Origin of the sequence: Streptomyces sp. GDS52, from assembly GCF_052246875.1 — a bacterium.
GTDB lineage: Bacteria > Actinomycetota > Actinomycetes > Streptomycetales > Streptomycetaceae > Streptomyces > Streptomyces cathayae.
Window position 1 is genome coordinate 378,932 of record NZ_CM125966.1, and the last position, 21,579, is coordinate 400,510.

21 protein-coding genes, 1 tRNA gene and 3 pseudogenes are annotated in these 21,579 nt (G+C 70.6%); 14 read left to right on the forward strand and 11 right to left on the reverse strand.

From position 1 onward, the window contains the following. Positions 1-46: 46 nt before the first annotated feature. The 4 genes from ACTWJ9_RS01855 to ACTWJ9_RS01870 are packed head-to-tail and all read right to left on the reverse strand — an operon-like array spanning position 47 to position 3,963. Entirely contained in the window at positions 47-949 is a 903-nt protein-coding gene (locus ACTWJ9_RS01855; RefSeq protein ID WP_387035972.1) for a sugar phosphate isomerase/epimerase family protein, read from the reverse strand. Position 950: 1 nt separating this feature from the next. After that, entirely contained in the window at positions 951-1,862 is a 912-nt protein-coding gene (locus tag ACTWJ9_RS01860) for an ATP-binding cassette domain-containing protein (protein ID WP_443295074.1), read from the reverse strand. A gap of 5 nt (positions 1,863-1,867) precedes the next feature. Next, positions 1,868-2,944, reverse strand: coding sequence for an ABC transporter permease (locus ACTWJ9_RS01865; protein ID WP_443295938.1), 1,077 nt, complete (start codon positions 2,942-2,944; stop codon positions 1,868-1,870). Further along, entirely contained in the window at positions 2,944-3,963 is a 1,020-nt protein-coding gene (locus tag ACTWJ9_RS01870; protein ID WP_443295076.1) for a sugar ABC transporter substrate-binding protein, read from the reverse strand. Before ACTWJ9_RS01870 ends, ACTWJ9_RS01865 begins: the two co-directional genes overlap by 1 nt. 313 nt (positions 3,964-4,276) lie before the next feature. Between ACTWJ9_RS01870 and ACTWJ9_RS01875 the strand changes: the two are divergent. From ACTWJ9_RS01875 to ACTWJ9_RS01895, 5 genes and pseudogenes are all read left to right on the forward strand, one after another. Then, positions 4,277-4,432, forward strand: a pseudogene (locus ACTWJ9_RS01875) (5-dehydro-2-deoxygluconokinase); the annotation flags it as partial. A 55-nt stretch (positions 4,433-4,487) separates the two neighbouring features. Continuing rightward, positions 4,488-5,363 (forward strand): Cgl0159 family (beta/alpha)8-fold protein, encoded by an 876-nt coding sequence (locus tag ACTWJ9_RS01880; RefSeq protein ID WP_443295077.1) that lies wholly within the window; start codon positions 4,488-4,490, stop codon positions 5,361-5,363. A gap of 64 nt (positions 5,364-5,427) precedes the next feature. After that, positions 5,428-6,321: a 5-deoxy-glucuronate isomerase gene (iolB, locus tag ACTWJ9_RS01885; RefSeq protein WP_387035969.1), complete on the forward strand. Its 894-nt coding sequence runs from the start codon at positions 5,428-5,430 to the stop codon at positions 6,319-6,321. After that, positions 6,318-8,189: a 3D-(3,5/4)-trihydroxycyclohexane-1,2-dione acylhydrolase (decyclizing) gene (gene iolD / locus ACTWJ9_RS01890; RefSeq protein WP_443295079.1), complete on the forward strand. Its 1,872-nt coding sequence runs from the start codon at positions 6,318-6,320 to the stop codon at positions 8,187-8,189. The genes iolB and iolD overlap by 4 nt, the downstream gene beginning before the upstream one ends. 52 nt (positions 8,190-8,241) lie before the next feature. Further along, a complete protein-coding gene (locus ACTWJ9_RS01895; protein ID WP_279332300.1) occupies positions 8,242-9,027 on the forward strand; it encodes a GntR family transcriptional regulator in 786 nt (261 codons plus the stop codon). Here the strand turns inward: ACTWJ9_RS01895 and ACTWJ9_RS01900 are convergent. From ACTWJ9_RS01900 to ACTWJ9_RS01920, 5 genes are all read right to left on the reverse strand, one after another. Continuing rightward, a complete protein-coding gene (locus ACTWJ9_RS01900) occupies positions 9,017-9,823 on the reverse strand; it encodes a DUF427 domain-containing protein (protein WP_443295081.1) in 807 nt (268 codons plus the stop codon). The two genes, ACTWJ9_RS01895 and ACTWJ9_RS01900, sit on opposite strands and share 11 nt — an antisense overlap. 178 nt (positions 9,824-10,001) lie before the next feature. Next, positions 10,002-10,664 carry an NUDIX domain-containing protein gene (locus ACTWJ9_RS01905; RefSeq protein WP_387035961.1) on the reverse strand — a complete coding sequence of 221 codons (663 nt, stop codon included), beginning with the start codon at positions 10,662-10,664 and terminating at the stop codon, positions 10,002-10,004. A 148-nt stretch (positions 10,665-10,812) separates the two neighbouring features. Then, positions 10,813-11,010 (reverse strand): hypothetical protein, encoded by a 198-nt coding sequence (locus ACTWJ9_RS01910; RefSeq protein WP_387035959.1) that lies wholly within the window; start codon positions 11,008-11,010, stop codon positions 10,813-10,815. Beyond that, positions 11,007-11,429 carry an ATP-binding protein gene (locus ACTWJ9_RS01915; RefSeq protein WP_387035957.1) on the reverse strand — a complete coding sequence of 141 codons (423 nt, stop codon included), beginning with the start codon at positions 11,427-11,429 and terminating at the stop codon, positions 11,007-11,009. Before ACTWJ9_RS01915 ends, ACTWJ9_RS01910 begins: the two co-directional genes overlap by 4 nt. Before the next feature lie 124 nt (positions 11,430-11,553). Beyond that, on the reverse strand, positions 11,554-12,768 hold the full coding sequence (locus ACTWJ9_RS01920) for a helix-turn-helix domain-containing protein (RefSeq protein ID WP_387035987.1): 1,215 nt from the start codon (positions 12,766-12,768) through the stop codon (positions 11,554-11,556). A 665-nt stretch (positions 12,769-13,433) separates the two neighbouring features. Here ACTWJ9_RS01920 and ACTWJ9_RS01925 point away from each other — a divergent pair. From ACTWJ9_RS01925 to ACTWJ9_RS01955, 7 genes and pseudogenes are all read left to right on the forward strand, one after another. Further along, complete coding sequence (locus ACTWJ9_RS01925) at positions 13,434-13,664, forward strand: hypothetical protein (RefSeq protein WP_387035955.1); 231 nt, start codon at positions 13,434-13,436, stop codon at positions 13,662-13,664. A 129-nt stretch (positions 13,665-13,793) separates the two neighbouring features. After that, positions 13,794-15,026 (forward strand): TolB family protein, encoded by a 1,233-nt coding sequence (locus ACTWJ9_RS01930; RefSeq protein WP_443295083.1) that lies wholly within the window; start codon positions 13,794-13,796, stop codon positions 15,024-15,026. A gap of 476 nt (positions 15,027-15,502) precedes the next feature. Continuing rightward, positions 15,503-16,504 carry a hypothetical protein gene (locus tag ACTWJ9_RS01935; protein WP_443295084.1) on the forward strand — a complete coding sequence of 334 codons (1,002 nt, stop codon included), beginning with the start codon at positions 15,503-15,505 and terminating at the stop codon, positions 16,502-16,504. A gap of 176 nt (positions 16,505-16,680) precedes the next feature. Next, positions 16,681-17,145, forward strand: a pseudogene (locus ACTWJ9_RS01940) (DUF2199 domain-containing protein). Beyond that, on the forward strand, positions 17,145-17,807 hold the full coding sequence (locus ACTWJ9_RS01945) for a hypothetical protein (RefSeq protein WP_443295085.1): 663 nt from the start codon (positions 17,145-17,147) through the stop codon (positions 17,805-17,807). Before ACTWJ9_RS01940 ends, ACTWJ9_RS01945 begins: the two are co-directional and overlap by 1 nt. A gap of 55 nt (positions 17,808-17,862) precedes the next feature. Further along, positions 17,863-18,189 carry a hypothetical protein gene (locus ACTWJ9_RS01950; protein ID WP_443295086.1) on the forward strand — a complete coding sequence of 109 codons (327 nt, stop codon included), beginning with the start codon at positions 17,863-17,865 and terminating at the stop codon, positions 18,187-18,189. Continuing rightward, positions 18,122-18,900: pseudogene (locus ACTWJ9_RS01955) on the forward strand (transposase family protein). The gene ACTWJ9_RS01950 and the pseudogene ACTWJ9_RS01955 overlap by 68 nt, the downstream one beginning before the upstream one ends. A 245-nt stretch (positions 18,901-19,145) precedes the next feature. Here the strand turns inward: ACTWJ9_RS01955 and ACTWJ9_RS01960 are convergent. Continuing rightward, positions 19,146-19,219, reverse strand: a tRNA-Pro gene (locus tag ACTWJ9_RS01960). A 99-nt stretch (positions 19,220-19,318) separates the two neighbouring features. On the opposite strand from ACTWJ9_RS01960, the gene ACTWJ9_RS01965 reads away from it, so the two are divergent. Further along, positions 19,319-19,861, forward strand: a complete 543-nt coding sequence (locus ACTWJ9_RS01965; RefSeq protein ID WP_387035947.1) for a DUF309 domain-containing protein — start codon at positions 19,319-19,321, stop codon at positions 19,859-19,861. Between the two features lie 48 nt (positions 19,862-19,909). Next, a complete protein-coding gene (gene cobF / locus ACTWJ9_RS01970; protein WP_279332303.1) occupies positions 19,910-20,692 on the forward strand; it encodes a precorrin-6A synthase (deacetylating) in 783 nt (260 codons plus the stop codon). Between the two features lie 20 nt (positions 20,693-20,712). Here the strand turns inward: cobF and ACTWJ9_RS01975 are convergent, their stop codons facing one another. After that, positions 20,713-21,453 carry a cobalt-precorrin-6A reductase gene (locus tag ACTWJ9_RS01975; protein WP_387035944.1) on the reverse strand — a complete coding sequence of 247 codons (741 nt, stop codon included), beginning with the start codon at positions 21,451-21,453 and terminating at the stop codon, positions 20,713-20,715. Positions 21,454-21,579: the final 126 nt, after the last annotated feature.

The following is a 21,579-nucleotide window of genomic DNA, read 5'->3' on the forward strand; positions in this document are numbered from 1 at the left end:
CCCCTTTCCGGGCGGTCGGGTTTCCGGGTGGCCGGGCTCCTGGCCGTCAGGCGCCGCAGGAGCGGAGGAACGTGCGGGTGCGGACCGCGATCGGCAGCGGCTTGTCCGGTTCGCAGGGGTACATGTCCTGCTCGACGATCGCGAACAGGTCCACGCCCAGCTTCTGGGCGGCCGTGAGGACCGGGCCCAGCTCCGGTACACCGGCGGGCGGTTCGCACATCACGCCGCGCTGCACGGCGGGGCCGAACGGGATCTCGTTCTCGACCACGTCGGCGAGGATCTCCGGGTCGACCTGCTTGAGGTGCAGATAGCCGATGCGTTCGCCGTAGGTCTCGATCAGCTTGACGCTGTCGCCGCCGCAGTAGGCGTAGTGGCCGGTGTCGAGGCAGAGGTTGACCAGGGAGGAGTCGGTGGAGTCGAGGAAGCGCTCGACGTGTTCCTCGGTGTCGATGTGGGTGTCGGCGTGCGGGTGGACGACGATGTCGAGACCGTAGGTGTCCCGCACCTGGCGGGCGAGGCGTTCCATGCCCCGGGTGAGGTGGCCCCACTGCTCGGTGGTGAGCTCCGGGGCCTCCAGTATCTCGGCGGTCTTGTCGTCGCGCCAGAAGGACGGGATGACGACGAGGTGCTCGGCGCCCATGGCCTGGGTGAGGGAGGCGACCCGGCCGACCTGCTCCCAGGTGGACTCCCACTCGGAGGGGCCGCGGTGCAGTCCGCAGAAGATGGTGCCGGCGGAGACCTTGAGGTCCCGCTTCTTCACCTCGTCGGCCAGGCGGGCGGGGTCGGTCGGGAGGTAGCCGTAGGGACCGAGTTCGATCCAGGAGTAGCCGGCCTCGGCGACCTCGTCGAGGAAGCGCTGCCAGGGCACCTGCTGCGGGTCGTCGGGGAACCAGACGCCCCAGGAGTCGGGGGCGGAGCCCACCCGGATGCGGTCGAGCGCGACTGCCATGTCAGGTCTTTCCTTCCGGGGATGCCGCTGCGGGGGTCTGGAGGTCCTCCGCCTCGGGGAGCTCCTCCACGTCGACGCCGCGCACCTGCGCCAGCTCGTGCTTGAGGGCGGCGAGTTCGGTGCCGCCGGCCATGTGGTGGGTGAGTTCCTCGAGGGTGACCTCGCTGCGGGCGGCGGAGAGTTCCAGGGTGCCCAGGCGCAGGACGCTGAAGTGGTCGCCGACCATGTAGGCGTGGTGCGGGTTGTGGGTGATGAAGATGACGCCGAGGCCGCGGTCGCGGGCGGCGGCGATGTACTTCAGCACCACACCGGACTGTTTGACGCCGAGCGCGGCGGTGGGCTCGTCGAGGATGAGGACGCGGGCGCCGAAGTAGACGGCACGGGCGATGGCCACGCACTGGCGCTGGCCGCCGGAGAGGGTGCCGATGGGCTGCTCCAGGTCGTCCAGGACGATGCCCATGTTGCGCAGTTCCTCGTCCGCGGTCCTCTTCATCCGGTCGATGTCGAGGCGGCGCAGGGGCCAGGGGCCCTTGGTCATCTCGGAGCCGAGGAAGAAGTTGCGCCACACCGGCATCAGCGGGACGACGGCGAGGTCCTGGTAGACGGTGGCGATGCCCTGGTCGAGGGCCTCGCGCGGGGTGGAGAAGCGTACCGGGGTGCCGTCGACGAGGAACTCGCCCTCGGTGTGCCGGTGCAGTCCGGAGATGATCTTGATGAGGGTGGACTTGCCGGCGCCGTTGTCCCCGAGGACACAGGTCACCTTGCCGGGGCGGACGTTCAGGTCGACACCGTGCAGGGCGCGGATGTTGCCGTAGGACTTGCCGGCGCCGCGGAGTTCGACCAGGGGGCGCTCCCCGTCCGGGGCGGTGTCCTGGGGGGCGGCACCGTGGGTGCCGGTCGTGTCGTCGGTCATCGCTGTCACCTCCGGGTCGCCGTGCGCTGGACCCACAGATTGATGAGGACGGCGCCGAGGAGCATGACGCCGAGGAATGCCTTGAACCAGTCGGGGTTCCAGCCGGCGTAGACGATCCCCTGCTGCACCATGCCGAACATGAAGGCGCCGAAGACCGGGCCGATCGCGGAGCCGTAGCCGCCGGTCATCAGGCAGCCGCCGATCACCGCGGCGGCGATGTAGATGAGCTCCTGGCCCACGCCCTCGCCGGACTGCACGGTGTTGAAGGAGAACAGCTGGTGCATGCCGACGAACCAGGCGCCGAAGCCGACCAGCATGTACAGGGAGATCTTGGTGAGGTTCACCGGCACGCCGACGGCGCGGGCGCTCTCCTTGTTGCCGCCGACCGCGAAAATCCAGTTGCCGTACTTGGTGCGGAGCAGCACCCAGGCGGCGAGGGCGGCGAAGACCAGCCACCACACGATGGTGATCTTCACCTGGACACCGCCCAGCTCGAAGCTGGAGGCGAAGAGGGCCTGGGCCTGGGCGAAGCCGTCCATGTCGCTGATGTCGTCGGTCGCGACGTTCCCGGTGACCGTCTTGGTCACGGCCAGGTTGATGCCCTGGAGGATCAGGAAGGTGCCGAGGGTGACCAGGAAGCTGGGCAGGCCCGTCTTCATCAGGAACCAGCCGTTGAACATGCCGACGGCGAGGGACACCGCGAGGGCGGCGATGACGCCCACCCATACGTTCATGGACAGCTGGTAGGCGAGCATGCTCGCGGTGAGCGCCGAGGTGACCACGGCGACGCCCGCCGAGAGGTCGACCTCGCCGCCGATCATCAGCAGCGCCACCGGCAGGGCCATGATGCCGATGGTCGAGGACTGGTACAGGATGTTCGCCATCGAGTTGCTGTCCCGCATCGGCGGGGCGGCGATCAGGAAGAACACCAGAACGACCACGACGCCGAGGAAGACGCCGACCTCAGGCCTGGCCAGCAGTCTGCGGGCCGGTGTGCGCCGCGCGGTGCGGCCGTCGGTCTCCTTCGGGCCGGGGGCCGGCGGTGGGGTCACCGCCGGCTCAGCCTGTCGGGTCATGCTGATCACCGAGTGCCCTTCGCGGCGTACTCGGAGACCGCGTCGACGTTGGACTTGTCGACGAACGCCGGGCCGGTCAGCACCGGCTGCTCACCGCCGCCGCTGTAGTTGCCGTTGTTCTCGTAGAGCCACAGGCCGTCGATGGCGAGGTAGCCCTGGAGGTAGGGCTGCTGGTCCACGGCGAACTCGATGTCGCCGGCCTGGATCGCCTTGGTCAGGTCCTTGTTGAGGTCGAAGGTGGCGACCTTCGCCTTGCTGCCGGCGTCGCCCACCGACTGCACCGCGGTCGGCGCGAACGGGGCGCCGAGGGTGGCGACGTAGTCGATGGCGGAGTCCTGCTTGAGCTTGGCGGTGATCGTCGACTTCACCGACGGCATGTCGACGCCGTTGACGTTGAGGATCTGGGTCTTGCCCTCGAAGGTCTTCTTCAGGCCGTCGCAGCGCTGGGTCAGGCCGACGTTGCCCTGCTCGTGGATGACGCAGACGGTGTTCTTCGCACCCACCTCGTTCAGCTTCTTGCCGAAGGCCTCACCCGCGACGGACTCGTCCTGGCCGAAGAACTCGAGCAGGCCGAGGTCCTTCCAGTCGCTCAGACCGGAGTTGATGCCGACGACGGGTATGCCGGCCTTCGTCGCCTTGCCGATGACGCTCTTGAGCGCGTCCGGCTTGGCGAGGGTGATGGCGATGCCGTCGACCTTCTGGTCGATCGCGTTCTGCACCAGGCTGGCCTGGTTGCCCGCGTTCGGGTCGGCGGAGTAGATGAGCTTGACGTTGTCCTTGGCGGCGGCGGCCTCGGCGCCCTTGCGGACGATGTCCCAGAAGGTGTCACCGGGTGCCTGGTGCGTGACGAGGGCCACCGTCATGCGGGGCGTGCTCGCCTTGCCCGTCGAGGAGGCGTCCGCGCCGTCCTCGGACTTCTTGCCACCGGAACCGCTGGAGCAGCCGGCAAGGGTCAGGGCGGCCGCCGCGGCCACCGCGACGAACGGCACGATCCTGCGGGGGCGGTGGTGAGAAGAGCGGTCCATCTTAGCCTGCACCTCACTGTGCTACGCGGAAAAAGGGCGGGTTCCGAGGATCCTCCCCGGAGCCTCGGACGTCCGGTCTGTCGTGCGAAACGGCTGTCGTGCTGGGACGGGATCAAATCCCTTGCCGAGCACTCTGTCAATACTTTGTTAAGACATCCTTTCACCAGCTAGTCCGAATGTAAGTACAAACTATTGACAGCGTCGCCCTCCGCGACCTACACCTGAGAGGCGGCAGGTCCCTGGCTTTCCACGTCCCCACCGTCGCAGGGCGCCAGGGGACCCGCATCCCCAGCAGTTCGAGGAGCTTCGCTCGATGACCGACTCAGACGCACCACAGTATTTCGACCTGATCACCTTGGGTCGCATCGGGGTCGACCTTTACCCGTTGGAGACCGGAGTTCCGCCGGCGAAGGGCGAAACATTCGGAAAGTTCCCCGGTGGTTCGGCCGCGGACGTCGCGGTGGCCGCCACCGTGCCACCGGGCGACGCGCGCCTGCCGAACCAGCCCTGAACGGAGTCCTCTCGTGAACCTCAGCATCTGTGACCTCACCGCGGTCCGGGCCCGGCATCCCGAGGCCGTCGCCGAGGCGGCGGCCCGCCGGGCGCGCCGCCCGCTGATCGGCGACAACGGGCGGCTGATGATCGTGGCCGCCGACCATCCCGCACGGGGCGCGCTCGGCATCGGCGACCGGCGGCTGGCCATGGCCGACCGCGCCGATCTGCTGGAACGTCTCTGCGTCGCGCTGTCCCGGCCCGGTGTCGACGGGGTGCTGGCCACCGCCGACGTCCTGGAGGACCTGCTGCTGCTCGGCGCGCTGGAGAACAAGGTCGTCATGGGGTCGATGAACCGCGGCGGGCTGGCGGGCTCGGCCTTCGAGATGGACGACCGCTTCACCGGCCACCGCCCCGAGGACATCGAGCGGTTCGGCTTCGACGCGGGCAAGCTGCTGGTCCGCATCGACTACGACGACCCGGGCTCCCTGACCACCCTGGAGTCCACCGCCCGCGCCGTCGACGCCATGGCCGAACGCCGGCTCCCGGTGTTCGTGGAGCCGTTCATCTCGCGCCGGGTCGACGGCAGGGTCCGCAACGACCTGTCGGCCGAGGCCGTCATCCGGTCCATCGCCATCGCCTCCGGCCTCGGCGGCACCTCCGCCTACACCTGGCTGAAACTGCCCGTCACCGAGAACGCCGACGACATGGCGGAGGTCCTGCGGAGCTCCACCCTGCCCGTGGTGCTGCTCGGCGGCGAGGTCGGCGACCAGGAGGCGGCGTACGAGCGGTGGGGCAAGGCGCTGCGGCTGCCCTCCGTGCAGGGCATGGTCGTCGGCCGCTCGCTGCTCTACCCGGCGAGCGGCACCGTGGAGTCGGCGGTGGACACGGCCGTCAGTCTGCTGTGAGAAACCCGTTGAGAAGCCCGTTGAGAAACTCGTCGAGAAGCCCGTTCCGAGACGGAGGCACGCCATGAGGTACCACCTTCCCGCGGGCAGGGCGCACGCCGGCCCCTACGTCGTCGACGTAACCCCCGAGACCGCCGGCTGGGGGTACTCCAGCCTGCGCGTGCTGGAACTGCCGCCCGGCGGCAGTCACACCTTCGACACCGGTGACAGCGAGTGGATCGTGCTGCCGCTGAGCGGCGGCTGCACGGTCGTCGCGGACGACGACTTCGGCCACGACACCTTCGAACTCACCGGCCGCACCGGTGTGTTCGACGGCGTCACCGACTTCGCCTATGTGCCGCGCGACGCCCGCGCGAGCGTGACCTCCGCCGCGGGCGGCCGGTTCGCGCTCACCGGCGCCCGCTGCACCCGCCGCCTGCCCGCCCGCTACGGACCGGCCTCCGGCGTCCCCGTGGAGCTGCGCGGCAGCGGGAGCTGCTCCCGGCAGGTCAACAACTTCGGCGCGGCGGGCACGTTCGAGTGCGACAAGCTGATCGCGGTGGAGGTGCTCACCCCGGGCGGCAACTGGTCGTCCTTCCCGCCGCACAAGCACGACGAGCACCGGCCGGGCGAGGAGTCCGTGCTGGAGGAGATCTACTACTTCGAGTTCGCCGGCCACGACGGCATCCCCGGCCTCGGCTACCAGCGGGTCTCCCCCTCCGGCCCGGACCGGGAGACGGACGTGCTCGCCGAGGTGCGCGACGGCGACGTCGTCCTCATCCCGGACGGCTGGCACGGGCCGTCCATGGCGGTGCCCGGCCACCACATGTACTACCTCAACGTCATGGCCGGCCCGGAGACCGAACGGGCCTGGCTGATCTGCGACCACCCCGACCACGCCTGGATCCGCGACACCTGGCCGGACCGGCCGGTCGACCCCCGTCTCCCCCTCTACACCGCCCCGGAGAGGTCCGCATGAGCGCCGCCACCCGCCGACTGACCACCGCCCAGGCCCTGGTGCGTTTCCTGTCCGCCCAGTACACCGAGCGGGACGGCGCACGGCACCGGCTGATCGCGGGCACCTGGGGCATCTTCGGCCACGGCAACGTGGCGGGCGTCGGGCAGGCACTCGTCGAGTACGCCGACGTCATGCCGTACCACCAGGGCCGCAACGAGCAGTCGATGGTGCACGCGGCCGTCGCCCACGCCCGCCAGCTCAACCGGCTCTCCGCGCAGGCCGTGACGACGTCCATCGGCCCCGGCGCCACCAACCTGGTCACCGGCGCCGCCCTCGCCACGATCAACCGGCTGCCGGTGCTGCTGCTGCCCGGCGACTACTTCGCCTCGCGCGCCGCCGACCCGCTGCTCCAGCAGCTGGAGCACCCGGTCGAGGCCGACGTCTCCGTCAACGACACCCTGCGCCCCGTCTCCCGCTTCTTCGACCGGATCACCCGCCCCGAGGCGCTGATCGCCTCCGCGCTGAACGCGATGCGGGTGCTCGCCGACCCGGCCGAGACCGGTGCCGTCACCCTCGCACTGCCGCAGGACGTCCAGGCCGAGGCGTACGACTGGCCCGAGGAGTTCTTCGCCGACCGCGTCTGGCCCGTACGGCGTCCGGCACCGGACCCGGCCGAGCTGGCGGCGGCCGTGGCAGCCGTACGGGCCGCCCGGCGCCCGCTGATCGTCGCGGGCGGCGGCGTCCACCACAGCGAGGCCGAGGCGGCGCTCAAGGCCCTCGTCGACGCCACCGGCATCCCGGTCGCCTCCACCCAGGCCGGCAAGGGCTCCCTGCGCCACGACCACCCGGCCGACCTGGGCGGCATCGGCCACACCGGCACCGCGGTGAGCGACGACCTCGCCCGCACCGCCGACCTGGTGATCGGCGTCGGCACCCGCTACACCGACTTCACCACCGCCTCCGGCACCCTCTTCCGCCACCCGGACGTCCGCTTCCTCAACCTCAACATCACCGGCTTCGACGCCCACAAGCTGGCGGCGCGCACCCTGGTCGGCGACGCCCGCACCGGGCTCGAGCAGCTCGCCGGAGAGCTGACCGGGCACCGTGTGGACGCGGCGTACGAGGCGGAGTACCGCGCCGGCAAGGAGCGCTGGGAGCAGGTCGTCGAGACCGCCTACCGCGCCGACGACGACAGCGCCGTACCGACCCAGACCCAGGTCCTCGGCGCGCTCGACGCGGTCGTGGGCGACACGGACGTGGTGATCAACGCGGCCGGCTCGCTCCCCGGCGACCTGCACAAGCTGTGGCGTGCGCGCAGCCCGCGCCAGTACCACCTGGAGTACGGCTACTCCTGCATGGGCTACGAGATCCCGGCCGCCCTCGGCGTCCAGCAGGCCGCGCCCGGCACCCCGGTCTGGGCGCTGGTCGGCGACGGCACGTATCTGATGATGCCGACGGAGATCGTCACGGCCGTCCAGGAGCGGCTGCCCGTCAAGATGGTCCTGATCCAGAACCACGGGTACGCCTCCATCGGCGGCCTGTCCGAGGAGACCGGCGGCGAACGCTTCGGCACCGCCTACCGCTACCGGGCCGAGGACGGCACCTTCTCCGGCGCCCCGCTGCCCGTCGACCTGGCCGCGAACGCGGCCAGCCTGGGCATGGACGTACTGCGCGCCAGGACGGTGCGGGAGGTGCGGGACGCCCTGGCGCGGGCCCGTACCGCCGACCGTCCGACGTGCGTGTACGTCGAGACGGACCCGGCCCCCACCGCTCCCCCGGCCGAGGCCTGGTGGGACGTGCCGGTGGCCGAGGTCGCCTCCCGCGAGGCCGCCGTCCGGGCCCGCGAACGCTACGACGCCCGGGTCGCCGACCGACGGCGCCACCTCTGACCAGTTCCCGAACCGACCGTCCCCGACCGCGCCCTCGACAGGGAGGCACCCCATGGCGAAGTCCGGTGACCGGCCCCGTGCCGTGACCGAATCCGCGCTCAGCACACTGGACTTCGCCCTGGACCGGGGCAGCCCGGTGCCGCTGTACCACCAGCTCGCCCAGCAACTGGAGGCGGCGATCGCACGCGGTGTCCTCGCCCCGGGCAACCTCCTGGGCAACGAGGTCGACCTCTCCGTACGCCTCGGCCTGTCCCGCCCCACCGTCCGCCAGGCCATCCAGTCCCTCGTCGACAAGGGGCTGCTGGTCCGGCGGCGGGGGGTGGGCACCCAGGTGGTGCACAGCCGGGTCAGACGGCCACTGGAACTGAGCAGCCTCTACGACGACCTGGAGGCGGCGGGGCAGGGCCCGACCACACGGGTCGTACGCCACGAGACGGTCCCGGCGCCCGCCGAGGCGGCCGCCGCGCTCGGCCTGGCAGGAGGCAGTGAGGTCGTCCTGCTGGAACGCCTGCGCCGCACCCACAACCAGCCGGTCGCCCTGCTGTGCAACTACCTCCCGTGCGACCTGCTCGACCTGGACGACGCCCGCCTGGAGTCGACCGGCCTGTACCGCATGATGCGCTCGGCCGGCATCACCCTGCACAGCGCCCGCCAGACCGTCGGCGCCCGCTCGGCCACGGCCTCGGAGGCGGCCCGCCTGGACGAGAAGGTGGGCGCCGCCCTGCTCACCATGGAGCGCACGGCCTACGACGACACGGGCCGCACGGTGGAGTACGCCACCCACGTCTACCGCGCCTCCCGCTACTCCTTCGACTTCCAGCTCCTGGTCAGGTCCTGAGGCTCGCGCTGAAGGGCGTGACCGGGCTCCGGAGGCGCTCACCGTCCACGGTGAGGTCGACCGCCTCGTTGAAGAAGGCCAGCCGCCCCCTGATCGCGGCCACGGCGGGCAGCGGATCGGTGTAGCTCCACACGATGTCCGGCGGTACGGCGCCCCCGCCGCGCCAGGACCAGTACCGGTCGGCCGTGCCCTTGTACGGGCAGTCGGTGCTGTGCTCCGTGGCCTCGAAGAGGTCCAGGCGGACGTCCTGGCGCGGCAGGTAGTACCGGGTCGGCAGGGAGGTCTCGAACAGCAGGACCGGGGACCGGGTGTCGGCAACGACCGTGCCGTCGATCCCGACCCGGACGTGACGGCTGCTCGGCATGGCATCCACCCGTTTGTACGGGTCACGGGGATGGACGAAGATCTCCTCGTCCTCCTCGTACCAGTGGTCGAGTCCCGTGTCGGTACGCCGGAACCACTCGAAGGCGATGTGGCCGGCCAGGTCGTCCGCGGGGAACGTCCAGGCCGCGTTCGGGCGCACCCCGCTGCCGGCCTCGAGGTCGTAGAAGACCGTCGAGCCGGTGTGCCTGCCCGTGGGCGGGTCCTGTGCGGGGCGGAGGAGCTCCGTGCGCACCTCCGCACGGGGGAAGGCGTACTGCGGGACGGGCAGCCGGGGCTCCCAGACGAGGAGCGGGTGGCGGCTGTCGACGACGGTGACACCGCCCGCGGTACCGCGCACCCAGCGCTCACTGGGCTCCCACAGCAGGCCTTCGGGGGTCGCGCGGATGGTACGGGCGGCGGGGTGGGTGCTCATGGCCGACGCTCCCTTTGGGTGTCCGGATGTCCGGGTGTCCCTTCCACGGTCCCACCGACGGCCCCGGACGGCTCGACGCGCCCCCTCCAGCCGGGCCCCCGAAGACACCCCGGGCAGCCCGGCCGCCGCCACGAGGACCCGGGTCCGCTCCGCCCGCCACACGGCGGTGCGTCGGGGTTCAGCGGGCAAACGGTCCGTCCAGCGCCGCCCATTGGAGCAGCATGATGGTCTTGGCGTCATTGATCTCACCGGTGCGGATCATCTCCAGCGCCCGGCGGAAAGGCAGTTCGAGGATCTCGATGTCCTCGCCCTCCTCGCCCAGCCCTCCGCCCGCGTGGGTCCGGGTCGAGAACCCGTAGGCGGCAGCGTAGAAGCTGACGCGCTCGGTGACCGAACCGGGGCTCATGTAGACGTCGAAGACGTGCCGGACGGCTCCGATGGTGTGCCCGGTCTCCTCCACCACCTCACGGCGCACGGCGATCTCCGGGTGTTCCTGCTCGTCGTCGAGCAGGCCGCCCGGTGTCTCGATCAGCATGCCGTCGGGGTGGCCGTTGGCGTACACCGGGAAGCGGAACTGGCGGGTGAGCAGCACGGTTTCACGTTCGGCGTCGTAGAGGAGCATCGTGGCGCCGTTGCCGCGGTCGTGCGTCTCGCGTTCCTGGGTGCTCCAGGTGCCGTCGGCCCGTTGGAAGTCGAAGGTCGTCGTGCGCTCGACGTACCAGTGGCTGGACAACAGTCTCACGTCCCGCACCCTCACCCGCGGGTTCCCGGTCAGATCCCGTCCGGCCTGGTCGAGTCCGGTGCGCCCCCGGCGGTCGGGGGTGTCGATGCCGGCGGTCATCGCAGGGCCGCCGGGCGGGAGGGCACGTACGGAAAGAACACATGCAGCGTGGTCATCATGCCGCCTTCTATACAACAAGTCCGCGAAACGGACGTGAGACGGCGAAGCCCCGGCGGGTGAACCCACCAAGCCGGGGCTTCCAACCTGTCTACATCTGTCTCCGCATCTCCTCTCGCGAGGTCACCACGGTCAGGCGCTCCGGCTGTTCCGAAACCCACTGCCCCGGCCCGGACTCCGGCCGCAACACCCATACAGCGCCGCCGCGCACATCCGTGACGATCCCGCACCGGTCGGCGTTCTCGGCATGGATCAAGTCGCCCACCCACGCGATCCGGTCACCGGTCATCCGCGTTCCTTCCCGTGCAGCTCTGCCCACACCCGCTTGCCCCAGGGCAGCACATCGGTGCCCCAGTCATCCGCCAGTGATCCCACGAGCACGAGACCACGTCCGCTCTCGTCCTCTTCACACGGCTCTCGGGGTTCCGGGCAAGCCCTCGACTTGTCCACGACGCCGATGTACACCCGCGTGATCTCGGGCCGGGTGACCATGACCCGGATGGTCTGGCTTCGCGCGTGTTGAACAGCATTGGCCACCAGCTCGGAGACGATCAGAGCACCGTCGTCGGCAAGTTCGTCCAAGCCCCAGACAGTCAGCGCGGCGCGCACCAAGCGCCGGGCCACGCCCGCACTTTCGGGCTGGCGCGGCAGAGTTTCGCTGTACCCGGGGCAGCCGGTACGGCGCACCCGCGTTGTAGATTGCGGCATGTCGGTCTGCTTTCTCAGATCGGCCGAGCCCCGGGACCGTTCGCGCGGTCGCCGGGGTGCTGCCTCTCATGCAAGCGACATACCGAGGACGCCGACAGGGACGTAACGTCCCACTTTCCCCACGTTATTCGCTGACCCCCAGGAACTCCGCCAACGGCCGTAGTCCCGGCGGGTGGTTGGGGAGCGCCCACAGGTCGCGCACGATGGCCACGGCCAACGTGTGGTGCCGCATCCAGGTCGGTGCCACCCTGCGCAGGGACTCCAAGGTCTTCACCGCTCCGGCCGCATCCCCCGAGTCCGTGTGCGCTCGGGCCACATCCAGCAGAAGCCACGTCCGCCAGGACGGCGGAGTGTCCTTGCTCAGCCGCATCCCCTTGGCCAATGCCAAGGCATCCTGCGGGTGCCCGTACTGGACGGCGAGACGGACGCGTTCGATACGAACCGACGACGGACTGAAGACGCTGACCATGCGGTTGTCGCCACCGTCGGGCAGCTTCGAGACTCGGGCGGCTTCCTTCTCCGCCTCCTCCATCATCGCCGCCGCCCGCTCGTAGTCACCGCTCCGCGCGGCCGACGTGGCGGCGCTCATGGTCAGCGCGCCCCACACCTTCAGGCCGTCGGCCGTCTCGGTACGGCCCGCGTCCACCAGGTCGGCGGCGGCACGAAGAGCAACGCCCAACGCGTCCGACAGACGCCCTTGCCTCTGATAGGTCCACGCCGTGGAGTTGACGATCATCGGAAGAAGCAGTGGATCGGAGGACTGCCCCGCAGCGTCCACCGCGCGCTCCAGGCTCGTCAGGGCTAGATCCGTCTTGCCCATCCGCACGGCGACATGCCCGGCGAGCTGAAGCGCCTTGCCCAGGGCCGCAAAACCGGCCCTGCGGTCCTCCTCGCTGCTCGATGCCGTGGCGGTACGCGCGTCCGAGATCAAGTCCGGCAGTGCCTTCATCACTGTGTCGAACTCGGCGGAGTGGTACTGCGTCCAGCCGTCCGCGATCTGCTCGCGCAGACGGTCCAAGGAGAACTCAGGTCTTGGCGGCTCCGGATCCGGTCCCCACAGCACGGGCATGATGGCGCGGCGCACGGCCACGAAGCGCGGTCCGTCGTTCTCGCCTGTGGAGGAAACCGCAGGCGGGTCGCCCAGAAGCGTGGTCAGTTCCACTCCGAGGCCGTTGGCCAGCGCGTGCAGCGTGGGGAGGCGCGCCGAGTGCTTCCGCCCCTGTTCGAGCTGACGGATCACATCGACGGACACCTCGGAGCGTTCGGCCAGCTCTTCTTGCGTCAGGCAGGCCAGGCGGCGCAGGCGGCGCAGAGTCCGCCCCAAGTCTTCGTTTGCCACGCTGTCACGGTACGCCGCCATCACCGGAGAGACAGCGCCGCCGAGGGTGATACCCGCAGTGGTACCCACGTCGGGGCGCTCGCCCTGCGAGCATCCACAGGCAGCAGCCGGTCGGTTCCGAAGCCCGTCGAGTGCCGCCCGGGCCGCCCTTGCGTCCCGGCGCGGTCCCGGCCCACATCGAACTCCTTGACCAGACTCAGAGGCCGGTACGCGGTCGAGCACCGGCAGCACCCGGCCAGGGGCGAGCGGCATCTTGGTGGACCCGGCCGCGATCTCGTCCGGCTCGCTGCCGTCGTCGTACAGGTACAGGCTCCCCTCGTCCTCATCCTCATCCTCATCCGAGAAGGAAGACGGGTGGGCGGTGACGATCCACTCGACGGCGACGGTCTCCGCCTCCGTCGGGGCATCGCCCGGAGTCACGTCGTACCGAGCAGGCAGCGAGGCCGTGAGGCAGCGGGTGGCCTTCTCTGCACAGGCGCGGCGCGCTGCCCGCCGACTGGCCGCAGACGGCCGGTCACACGCACGGACCACCGATCTTTCCGCCTGGTTGTACAGCAATCAACGGATTGTCTCCCGGAGCGAGTTGGGCTTGTATCAAAGGGTCCCCGGTGGGGGCCGGAGACGGATGAATCAGGGGGGTCATGCGCCGGAGGTCCAGATCCGCCATGCTCGGAATCACCGCCTCGACATGCGCCACGATGCTTCCGGCGCCCGCGGGCGCTCTCGCGTCGCCGTACCGACAGGTGAAGATCGAGGGCTCGCCCGTCCAGCGCGTCGTCGAAGGCGCACACGATCCCTCCAGGGACGCCTCCGCCGACGCCGACGAGCGGTACCTCGTCTTCGCGTCCGCCGGCAGCGGCCCGGGCGGTGACGTGTACGTCCGGAAAACGCGCTGACGGACACGTCCGACGTATCCGCGTCGGCCCACCTCACCCGGTCCGCCGCGAGGACGGTGGGCCGGGCCCGTCCCATCACACTTCGAAGGGGGAACCGCTTTGATGCGAAGCGTACTTGGAAGGACGGCCGTGACCGCCGCGGCCGCGTGCGTCGCGGTACTGCTGACGACTGCGGGGGCACCGGCCGCACCGCCCGACGCACAGCACGGGAAGCCGGGGAAGAAGCCGAGGGCCCCGCACACCCTGCGCCTCACCCAGGGCGCCGACGGGGCGTCAGAGGCCCCCTCACTCAGCGCCGACGGCCGGTATGCGGTGTTCACGTCGTCGGCGTCCAACCTGGTCCCCGGTGACACCAACGGCGCCCCGGACGTCTTTCTGTGGGACCTGAGAACCGGCCGCACACAGCGCGTCAGCACCGACGCCGCCGGAGGCCAGTCCGAGCTCGGCGCGACCGCCGGGGCGATCAGCGCGAACGGCCGGTACGTGGTCTTCGTGTCGGCCTCGGCCGATCTGATACCGGGCGAGGTCCATGACGTCCCGTCGGTCTACCGGCGGGACCTGCGGAGCGGGGAGGTGGAGTACGTCGGCAACGAGCTCGGCGGTTCCACGCGGTGGGCCCTGCACGCGTCCGCCAGCGGCGACGGCCGGTACGTCGCGTTCGCCTCGAGCTCGACCGTTCCCCGGCCGGGTGCGGGGGTGGGCGTGCGGGACATGCGCACGGGGGAGCTGGCGGTACAGCCGTCCTGCCTGCACCGTCCCCTCACCCCGCAGCTCAGCGACGACGGCCGCGCCCTGGTATACACGTGCTACGGCTTCCCGGTGCTCGCGAACCCGCCTTCCGACGTCGTGGTGGCGAACCCGACGACGGGCGCCTACCGCTCACTGCACACCACGTCCGAGGGCGCCCGCGGCAACGGCAGGGTGTCCCAGGGCGGCATCAGCGGCGACGGCCGGTACGCGTCCTTCACCTCGACGGCCACCGACCTCGGTCCCGAGGACACCAACGGCGCCGGTTCCAACGTCTTCGTCCGCGACCTGCGCACCGACGCCCTGCGCATCGTCGAGGCGCCCGATCCGACCCTCTCGACCGCCGACGGGGCACTGAGCGGCAACGGCAGGTATCTGCTCTTCCGGGCATTCGCGACCGAGGCGGAGGCGGGCACCTGGTACCTGCGCGATCTGCGCAGCGGCCGCACCAAGGTGGCGATCACGGACGCTGGCGGTACGCCGGTCCAGGCGGCCGTCGCGGCCCGGCCGCTCGACGCCCGGGCACGGACGGTGGCCTTCTCCTCGGCGGCCGACGGCCTGGCCCCGGGGCCCCGTAGTTCCGGGCCGGACGCCTACGTACGACGTCTGCCCTGACCTCACCTGATCCCCAAGAACGATCGAGGGCCGGTTTCGGATGTCTCCGAAACCGGCCCTCGATCTACGACCGTCTCCAGTCGGGACGACAGGATTTGAACCTGCGACCCCTTGACCGCTGGGAGTGAGGGCCACAGGAACTACATGCGCATATCAGGCGGAACCAGGGTGCAGGACATACGTCCCCGCGCGTACTGTTCAGGGTCGCGAGCACCGTGTGGCCCCCAACTGGTCCCCAGGTAATGGTGACAGCTTGGGTATCTGTCTGCCGTTGAGCCAGCGGTTCAGACGCACCCAGCCCATGACCAACACCCACTGCCATGATCCACGGGACATCCACGCGACTCTCTCTTTGACAGCCGCAGTGCGACAGGACACCGGATCGGCCCGTTCCGTTGGAGGCGGTCGCCTTGGAAGGCATCGCGCCCACCGATCCCGAATCTCAGCCGTCCTGGACCGCGCGTTAGCCTCGGCGGATGATTCCTGCGCGGCAACCGAGGGTGATCACACGCCACCGCGACGGGTGGATCCGTGCCTACGTGGTGGCCTCCGGCGTTCTCGGGGTGCTGGAGCCCGCCGCGGTGTTCCGGCCGCGGCCCGGCGACGAGGTCGTGGAATCGGTGGTCCGGCCCGATCTGGAGCGAGTCGTGTATACGACGCTGCACGGCGTCGTCTGCCTCACGCGCGCCTGCGACCTGGTGTGGGCATCGAACTTCGAGCCGCACTCCGACCGGCCTCATGGCCACCGGCCTGGCTGCGCGCTGTCCGCGGACGGCCGGACCGTGTGGGTCTACCGGCCGGACGCGATGGCGGGACGCGGGGGCAAAGACCAGTGGGTCGTGCACGACGCCGACAGCGGGGCGGTCCTCGCCCGCCGGGAGCTGAAGACCGTCGGGCACGGCGCCGGCCACCACGTGCACCCCGTGGGGGGCAGCATCTACCTCGACATCGGTGAGGGCCAGGACGGTTCCGTCATTCTTCGGGGTACGGCCGGGGCCGAGGGCGAGGCGGAGTTCGTGACGTACCCGTGGTGGGATCGCTGCCTGATCGACCTGGCGCCGGACGGGCAGCAGTTCATGACCGTCGACCACGGGCAGGCGGACGTCGCCTTCCACCACCACCCCAGCGGAGACATGCTCTTCACCCTGCCGGTCGAAGCCTTCGGGTACGACCCGGAGGAGACCTTCGTCGAATGGAGCGGCGGCTACCTGACACCCGAACTGGCCATCGTCACCCTGGGCGGTGAGGGCCAGGACGAGGAGGAGTGGTTCCGCCACCACTTGATCGACGTACGCACGGGCACGCTCAGCGGCGAGATCGCCGTCGAGACGACTAACCCGTACGAACTGGCGCCCCTGGGCGACGGTTCCTGGCTCACCGACGGCCCCGACGGCAACCCCGTCCGCTGGTCGCGCGCTCCGCTGCCGTCCTCACCGCCGCGCCCGGAAAGCCTGATGACCGCTCCCTCCTGTGACTGAGCGTTGTGCGCGGCCCTGAGCGTTCTTGTTGGCCAGTCACGAGCCGCGCAGTGTCCTCATCGCGCTGCTGGGTTCCCGGCCGCGGTGGCATCGAGCCCGTCACTAGGCTCGGCGGCATGACCAGTGATCACGGATTCACCTGCTCTTACTGTGGTGCGCACCACCACGAGCTGCCGATGAACTACACGGCCGAGGCCCCGGCGGTGTGGGATCCGGCCTTTGCCGGAGCCGACGACTGCCTGCTCTCGTCCGACCAGTGCGTGGTGCGCGGGCAGCACTACTTCGTCAAGGGTTTGATCGAGATACCGGTCCTCGGCAGCGACGAGGTGTTCTCCTGAGGAGTCTGGGTCTCGCTCGGCCGTGAGAGCTTCTCCCGCGCCGCGGACCTGTGGGACACCCCTGGCCGCGAGTCCGAGAAGCCGCACTTCGGCTGGCTCACCACCGAGCTGCAGGTCTATTCGCCCACGACCCTCAACCTGAAGACCCATGTCCACACCCGCCCGGTCGGCGAGCGACCCTATGTCGAGCTCGAGCCCACCGACCATCCCCTCGCGGTCGAGCAGCGCAGGGGAATCACCCTGGACCGCGTGCGGGAGATCGCTGCGGCCGTGCTCCACTCCGACGGCAGCGAGCAGCGGTGATGGCAGGCACCTCCGTATCGCCGGCCCCCGTCGCACTAAGTGGCCTGAGCCACAGAGCCCGGAATTTCGTCGAGGTGCACGGCATCTGTGTCCCTCGGCAGGGCATCCGGCACCACCGCGATGCATGGCTCGGGCACGGGATCCCCGCTGCGGAGATCGACCGGGCCTCGGCCTTCCAGGACCGCTGGGGCGGCCTCGCCCTGCCGCCGGCCCCGTTCTACGAGGGCGGCCCGCGCATTTTGGCCGCCGACTGTCCCGAGGGCTCGGCCGCGGAAGGCTGGTCGTTCCCGGCTGGGGGCTGCCGGGTGTCCATGGCCTACGGATTCATGATCGGGCCTGACGGTGAGTTCGGGATCGATGCCTCCCGCTGGACACCCTTGCATGCCGGCACGGACGGATGGGTGGAATCGTTGGCGCTGGCCTTCCACGCGGGACGCTGGGCCAGGACAGTCACAAAGATCACCGGAAATGCTGTCGAGTCCCTGGATCTGACTGGGTACGAGCCGATACCTGAAGTGCAGGGCATCACCGACACCTGGTGGCGCGGCCAGGACTCGCTCATCGCCATCTACCGCGGTGAGGCCGTTGGCCTTGACACACCTCGATGCCTTGAGGCTCACGTGTACGGCGGCCTCGACGAGTGGGGCCTTCGCGGCGGCTGACGCGGTCCCAGGGCCTGCCGGCCCCGGCGGAACCGCTACCTGCGACGATTCGCCTGTGAGCTACGACCTTGCCGTGTGGGACGGCGAACGTCCACTCGACAACCATCAAGCGGGTGCGACCTACGACGAGCTGTGCGAGCGCTACCTCGAGTCGGACGACGTCGTGCCCCCGACGCCACGCATCGTCGCCTACGTCGAAGCGCTTGCGGAGCAATACCCGGACAACGCCGACCGCAGTGTCGTGTGGGCGTCGCCACCGATCCTCGATGAGGCATCAGGTCCGGTCGTGTACCTGCTCATGTCCTACAGCACGGCTGAGGAAGTCTCCGAGTACGCCGCCTCGCTGGCCCGCGAGCACGGTCTCGTCTGCTTCGACCCGTAGGGCGAATGCCTCCGGCCGTGAGCTGCCTGTTTTCCAGCGGGCGGACCAACTGCTCGCGCCGGCCCATCCGCAGTGCGGGCACACGCCCCAGCCTCCGGCCGGGGACGCCCCCCATGCCCGGCTCCCGGCCGGGTTCGGTGCCGGCACGCCCACCGCCTACCGGTACGTCGCCGAAGCCGTCGACGTGCCGGCCATGCTCGCCCCGGACCTGGCTGCCGCGGTGAAGGCGGCAGCACCCACGGCGTATGTGATCGTGGACGGCACGCTGTTGCCGATCGACCGCATATCCGCTGACCGCCCGCTCTGTTCCGGGAAGCATGAGAAGCACGGATTGAACGTGCAGTCCTCGCCGATCCTCTCGGCCGATTGCTGTGGGCTTCGCCGGCTCTGCCCGGCGCCCTCCACGACGTCAAGGCCGCCCGCGCCCACGGCATCATCGCCGCCCTTACCGCCGCGAGTCCGGCCTGCTGGGCGGACAAGGGCCACCAGGGCGCCGGAGGCGACTTCAGGGTGCCCTTCCGGGGCAAGTGGGAGCGGCTTTCCTCAGGTCAGCGGGCCATCAACCGGGCTCACGCGCGCATCCGCGCGCTGGGCGAGCAGGCCATGGCTGCCCTGAAGCAGTGGCGCCTGCTGCGGAAACTCCGCTGCAGCACCAACCGCATCACCGACATCGTGAAGACCCTTCTCGTTCTTCACCACGCGTCAGCGTGAGGTGGGAAGCGCTCACTGACCACCACCCAGCGCCACCTGCACCCGGACGTACACAAGATCACCGCCGTTGGGGCGGCGCTCTCCACCCACCTCAGCGTGCTCCGCGCACCGCGCTCGCTGCCGAAACCGATCGTCATGACACGCTGAGGCCGGTCAAGCACGCCGGTCCCAACTGGTCCCCAACAATGATCAAAGGCCGGTTTCGGATTGCTCCGAAACCGGCCCCGATCTGCGACTCTCACGAGTCGGGACGACAGGATTTGAACCTGCGACCCCTTGACCCCCAGTCAAGTGCGCTACCAAGCTGCGCCACGTCCCGGTGCGGTCACGTGCGGTGAGGCACGTGATCACGCGGACAGCACTTTACCGCACACCGCGCCCCGTGCCGAAGCGAGGCCGGACGGGGGACAATCGGCGTATGGACAGCACGGACAGGACATCCCCGGACCGGACGGCCGCCGCGCGGGACCGGGACGGTGAGGGGCGGGCGCGCAACGCCCGGCCGCGGGACGGGCTGGGGCGGCCGCTGCCGTACGGCGCGGAGGGGGTGCCCCGGCAGCCCGAGGGGATCGTCCGGCCGCCGGAGGCCAGCGTCGCCGAGGCGCAGCGGCTGCTGGACGAGGGCAAGCCGTTCCACGCGCACGAGGTGTTCGAGGACGCCTGGAAGTCGGGGCCCGAGGAGGAGCGGGAGCTGTGGCGGGGGCTGGCCCAGCTCGCCGTGGGGCTCACCCACGCGGCGCGCGGGAACCTCACCGGCGGGGTCCGGCTGCTGCGGCGCGGGGCGGGCGCGGCGGAGGAGTGGGCCGCGGGTGCCGGGTCCGCGCGTCCGCACGGGATCGACCTCGACGGTGTCGTCGCCTGGGCCCGGGAGCTGGCGGCGGAGGTGGAGCGGGGGGACGGTGTTCCGGTGGACGCGGAAGCGCGGGCGCCACGGCTGCGGGACGCGTCCCGGCGAGGATAGTCCGGACGCGGTGCGTGGAGTGTCGGTGGCGTGCGGCAGACTCGGGGCGTGCGAAAAATCCATGTCATCGGTATCGGCGCGGGCGATCCCGACCAGTTGACCCTGCAGGCGGTCAAGGCCCTGCGCGGGACAGATGTGTTCTTCATCCTCGACAAGGGCGAGGTGAAGGCGGATCTGACCGGGCTCCGCCGGGACATGCTCGACGCACACCTGCCGGAGCGGACGTACCGCGTCGTCCAGGCGCGCGACCCGGAGCGGGACCGGAGGGCCGGCGGCGCGGCCTACTCCCCCGCCGTCGGTGACTGGCGCAGCGCCCGCGCGGACATCTACGAGCGGCTGATCGCCGAGGAGCTGGGCGAGGGCGAGGTGGGCGCGTTCCTGGTGTGGGGGGACCCGTCGCTGTACGACAGCACGCTGGGCATCCTCGAGGAGGTGCTGGCGCGGGGCGCGGTCGCCTTCGAGTACGACGTCGTGCCGGGGATCAGCAGTGTCTCGGCGCTCGTCGCCCGGCACCGCACGGGGCTCAACCGGGTGGCCCGGCCGGTCCAGATCACCACGGGCCGGCGGCTCGCGGAGGGCTTCCCCGAGGGGGTGGACGACGTCGTCGTGATGCTGGACGCCCACCAGACCTTCCGGCAGTACGCCGACCAGGCCGACCAGGAGATCGACATCTACTGGGGCGCCTACATAGGAACCCCGGACGAGATCCTCGTCTCCGGGCCGCTCGCCGAGGCCGCTCCCCGGATCGAGCGGCTGCGTGCCGAGGCCCGCGAGCGCAAGGGCTGGATCATGGACACGTATCTGCTGCGGCGGAATCCCGGGGACGGCTGAGCCGCCCGGGATCCGGCGCGTCAGAGGGGTCCCAGGCGTTCCAGGGCGCTCGTCACGTCGGGCACCGGGCTGACGTCCTGCGGCAGCGGCGGGCGGCGTACGACCACGACCGGCAGGCCGAGTTCGCGGGCCGCCGTGAGTTTGGCGGACGTCGCCGTTCCCCCGCTGTCCTTGGTCACCAGTACGTCGATGCGGTGTTCGCGCAGCAGGGCCGTCTCCTCGGCCACGGTGAACGGTCCGCGGTCCAGCAGGACGCAGGTGTGCGGCGGCAGGGGCGGCTCGGGGGGATCCACCGACCGGATCGTGAAGTGGAGCCGGGTCAGCCGGGCGAAGGCGGCGAGGCCCAGGCGGCCGGTGGTGAGGAAGGCTCTCCGTCCGAGCCGGGGCAGCAGTTCGGCGGCGGCGTCCAGGGAGGGGACCGGGTGCCAGCGGTCGTCCGGTCCGGGCTGCCAGCCGGGGCGGCGCAGGAGGACCAGGGGTACGCCGGCCGCGGTCGCGGCCCGTGCCGCGTTCGCCGTGATCCGCTCGGCGAACGGGTGCGTGGCGTCGACCAGGGCCGTCACGTCCTGGTCGCGGAGCCAGTCGGCGAGCCCTCGCGCCCCGCCGAAGCCGCCGACGCGCATCCCGCCCGCGACCGCTGCGGGCCGTGCCACCCGTCCGGCGAGCGAGGTGGTCACCCGCACTCCGGGGCGGGCGGTCAGCTCGGCGGCGAGTTCGCGTGCCTCGGTGGTACCGCCGAGGACCAGGACGTGTGCGGACATGACGCCGAGCGTACGAGGCCGGCGCCGGAGGGGGCGGGCCGGGCCCGGGAGGGGGCGTTGGAGGGACAACCCGAAGGACAGGCCGGCGGATGTCGGACATGCGCTGTGAGCAGGACTCGAATGTCG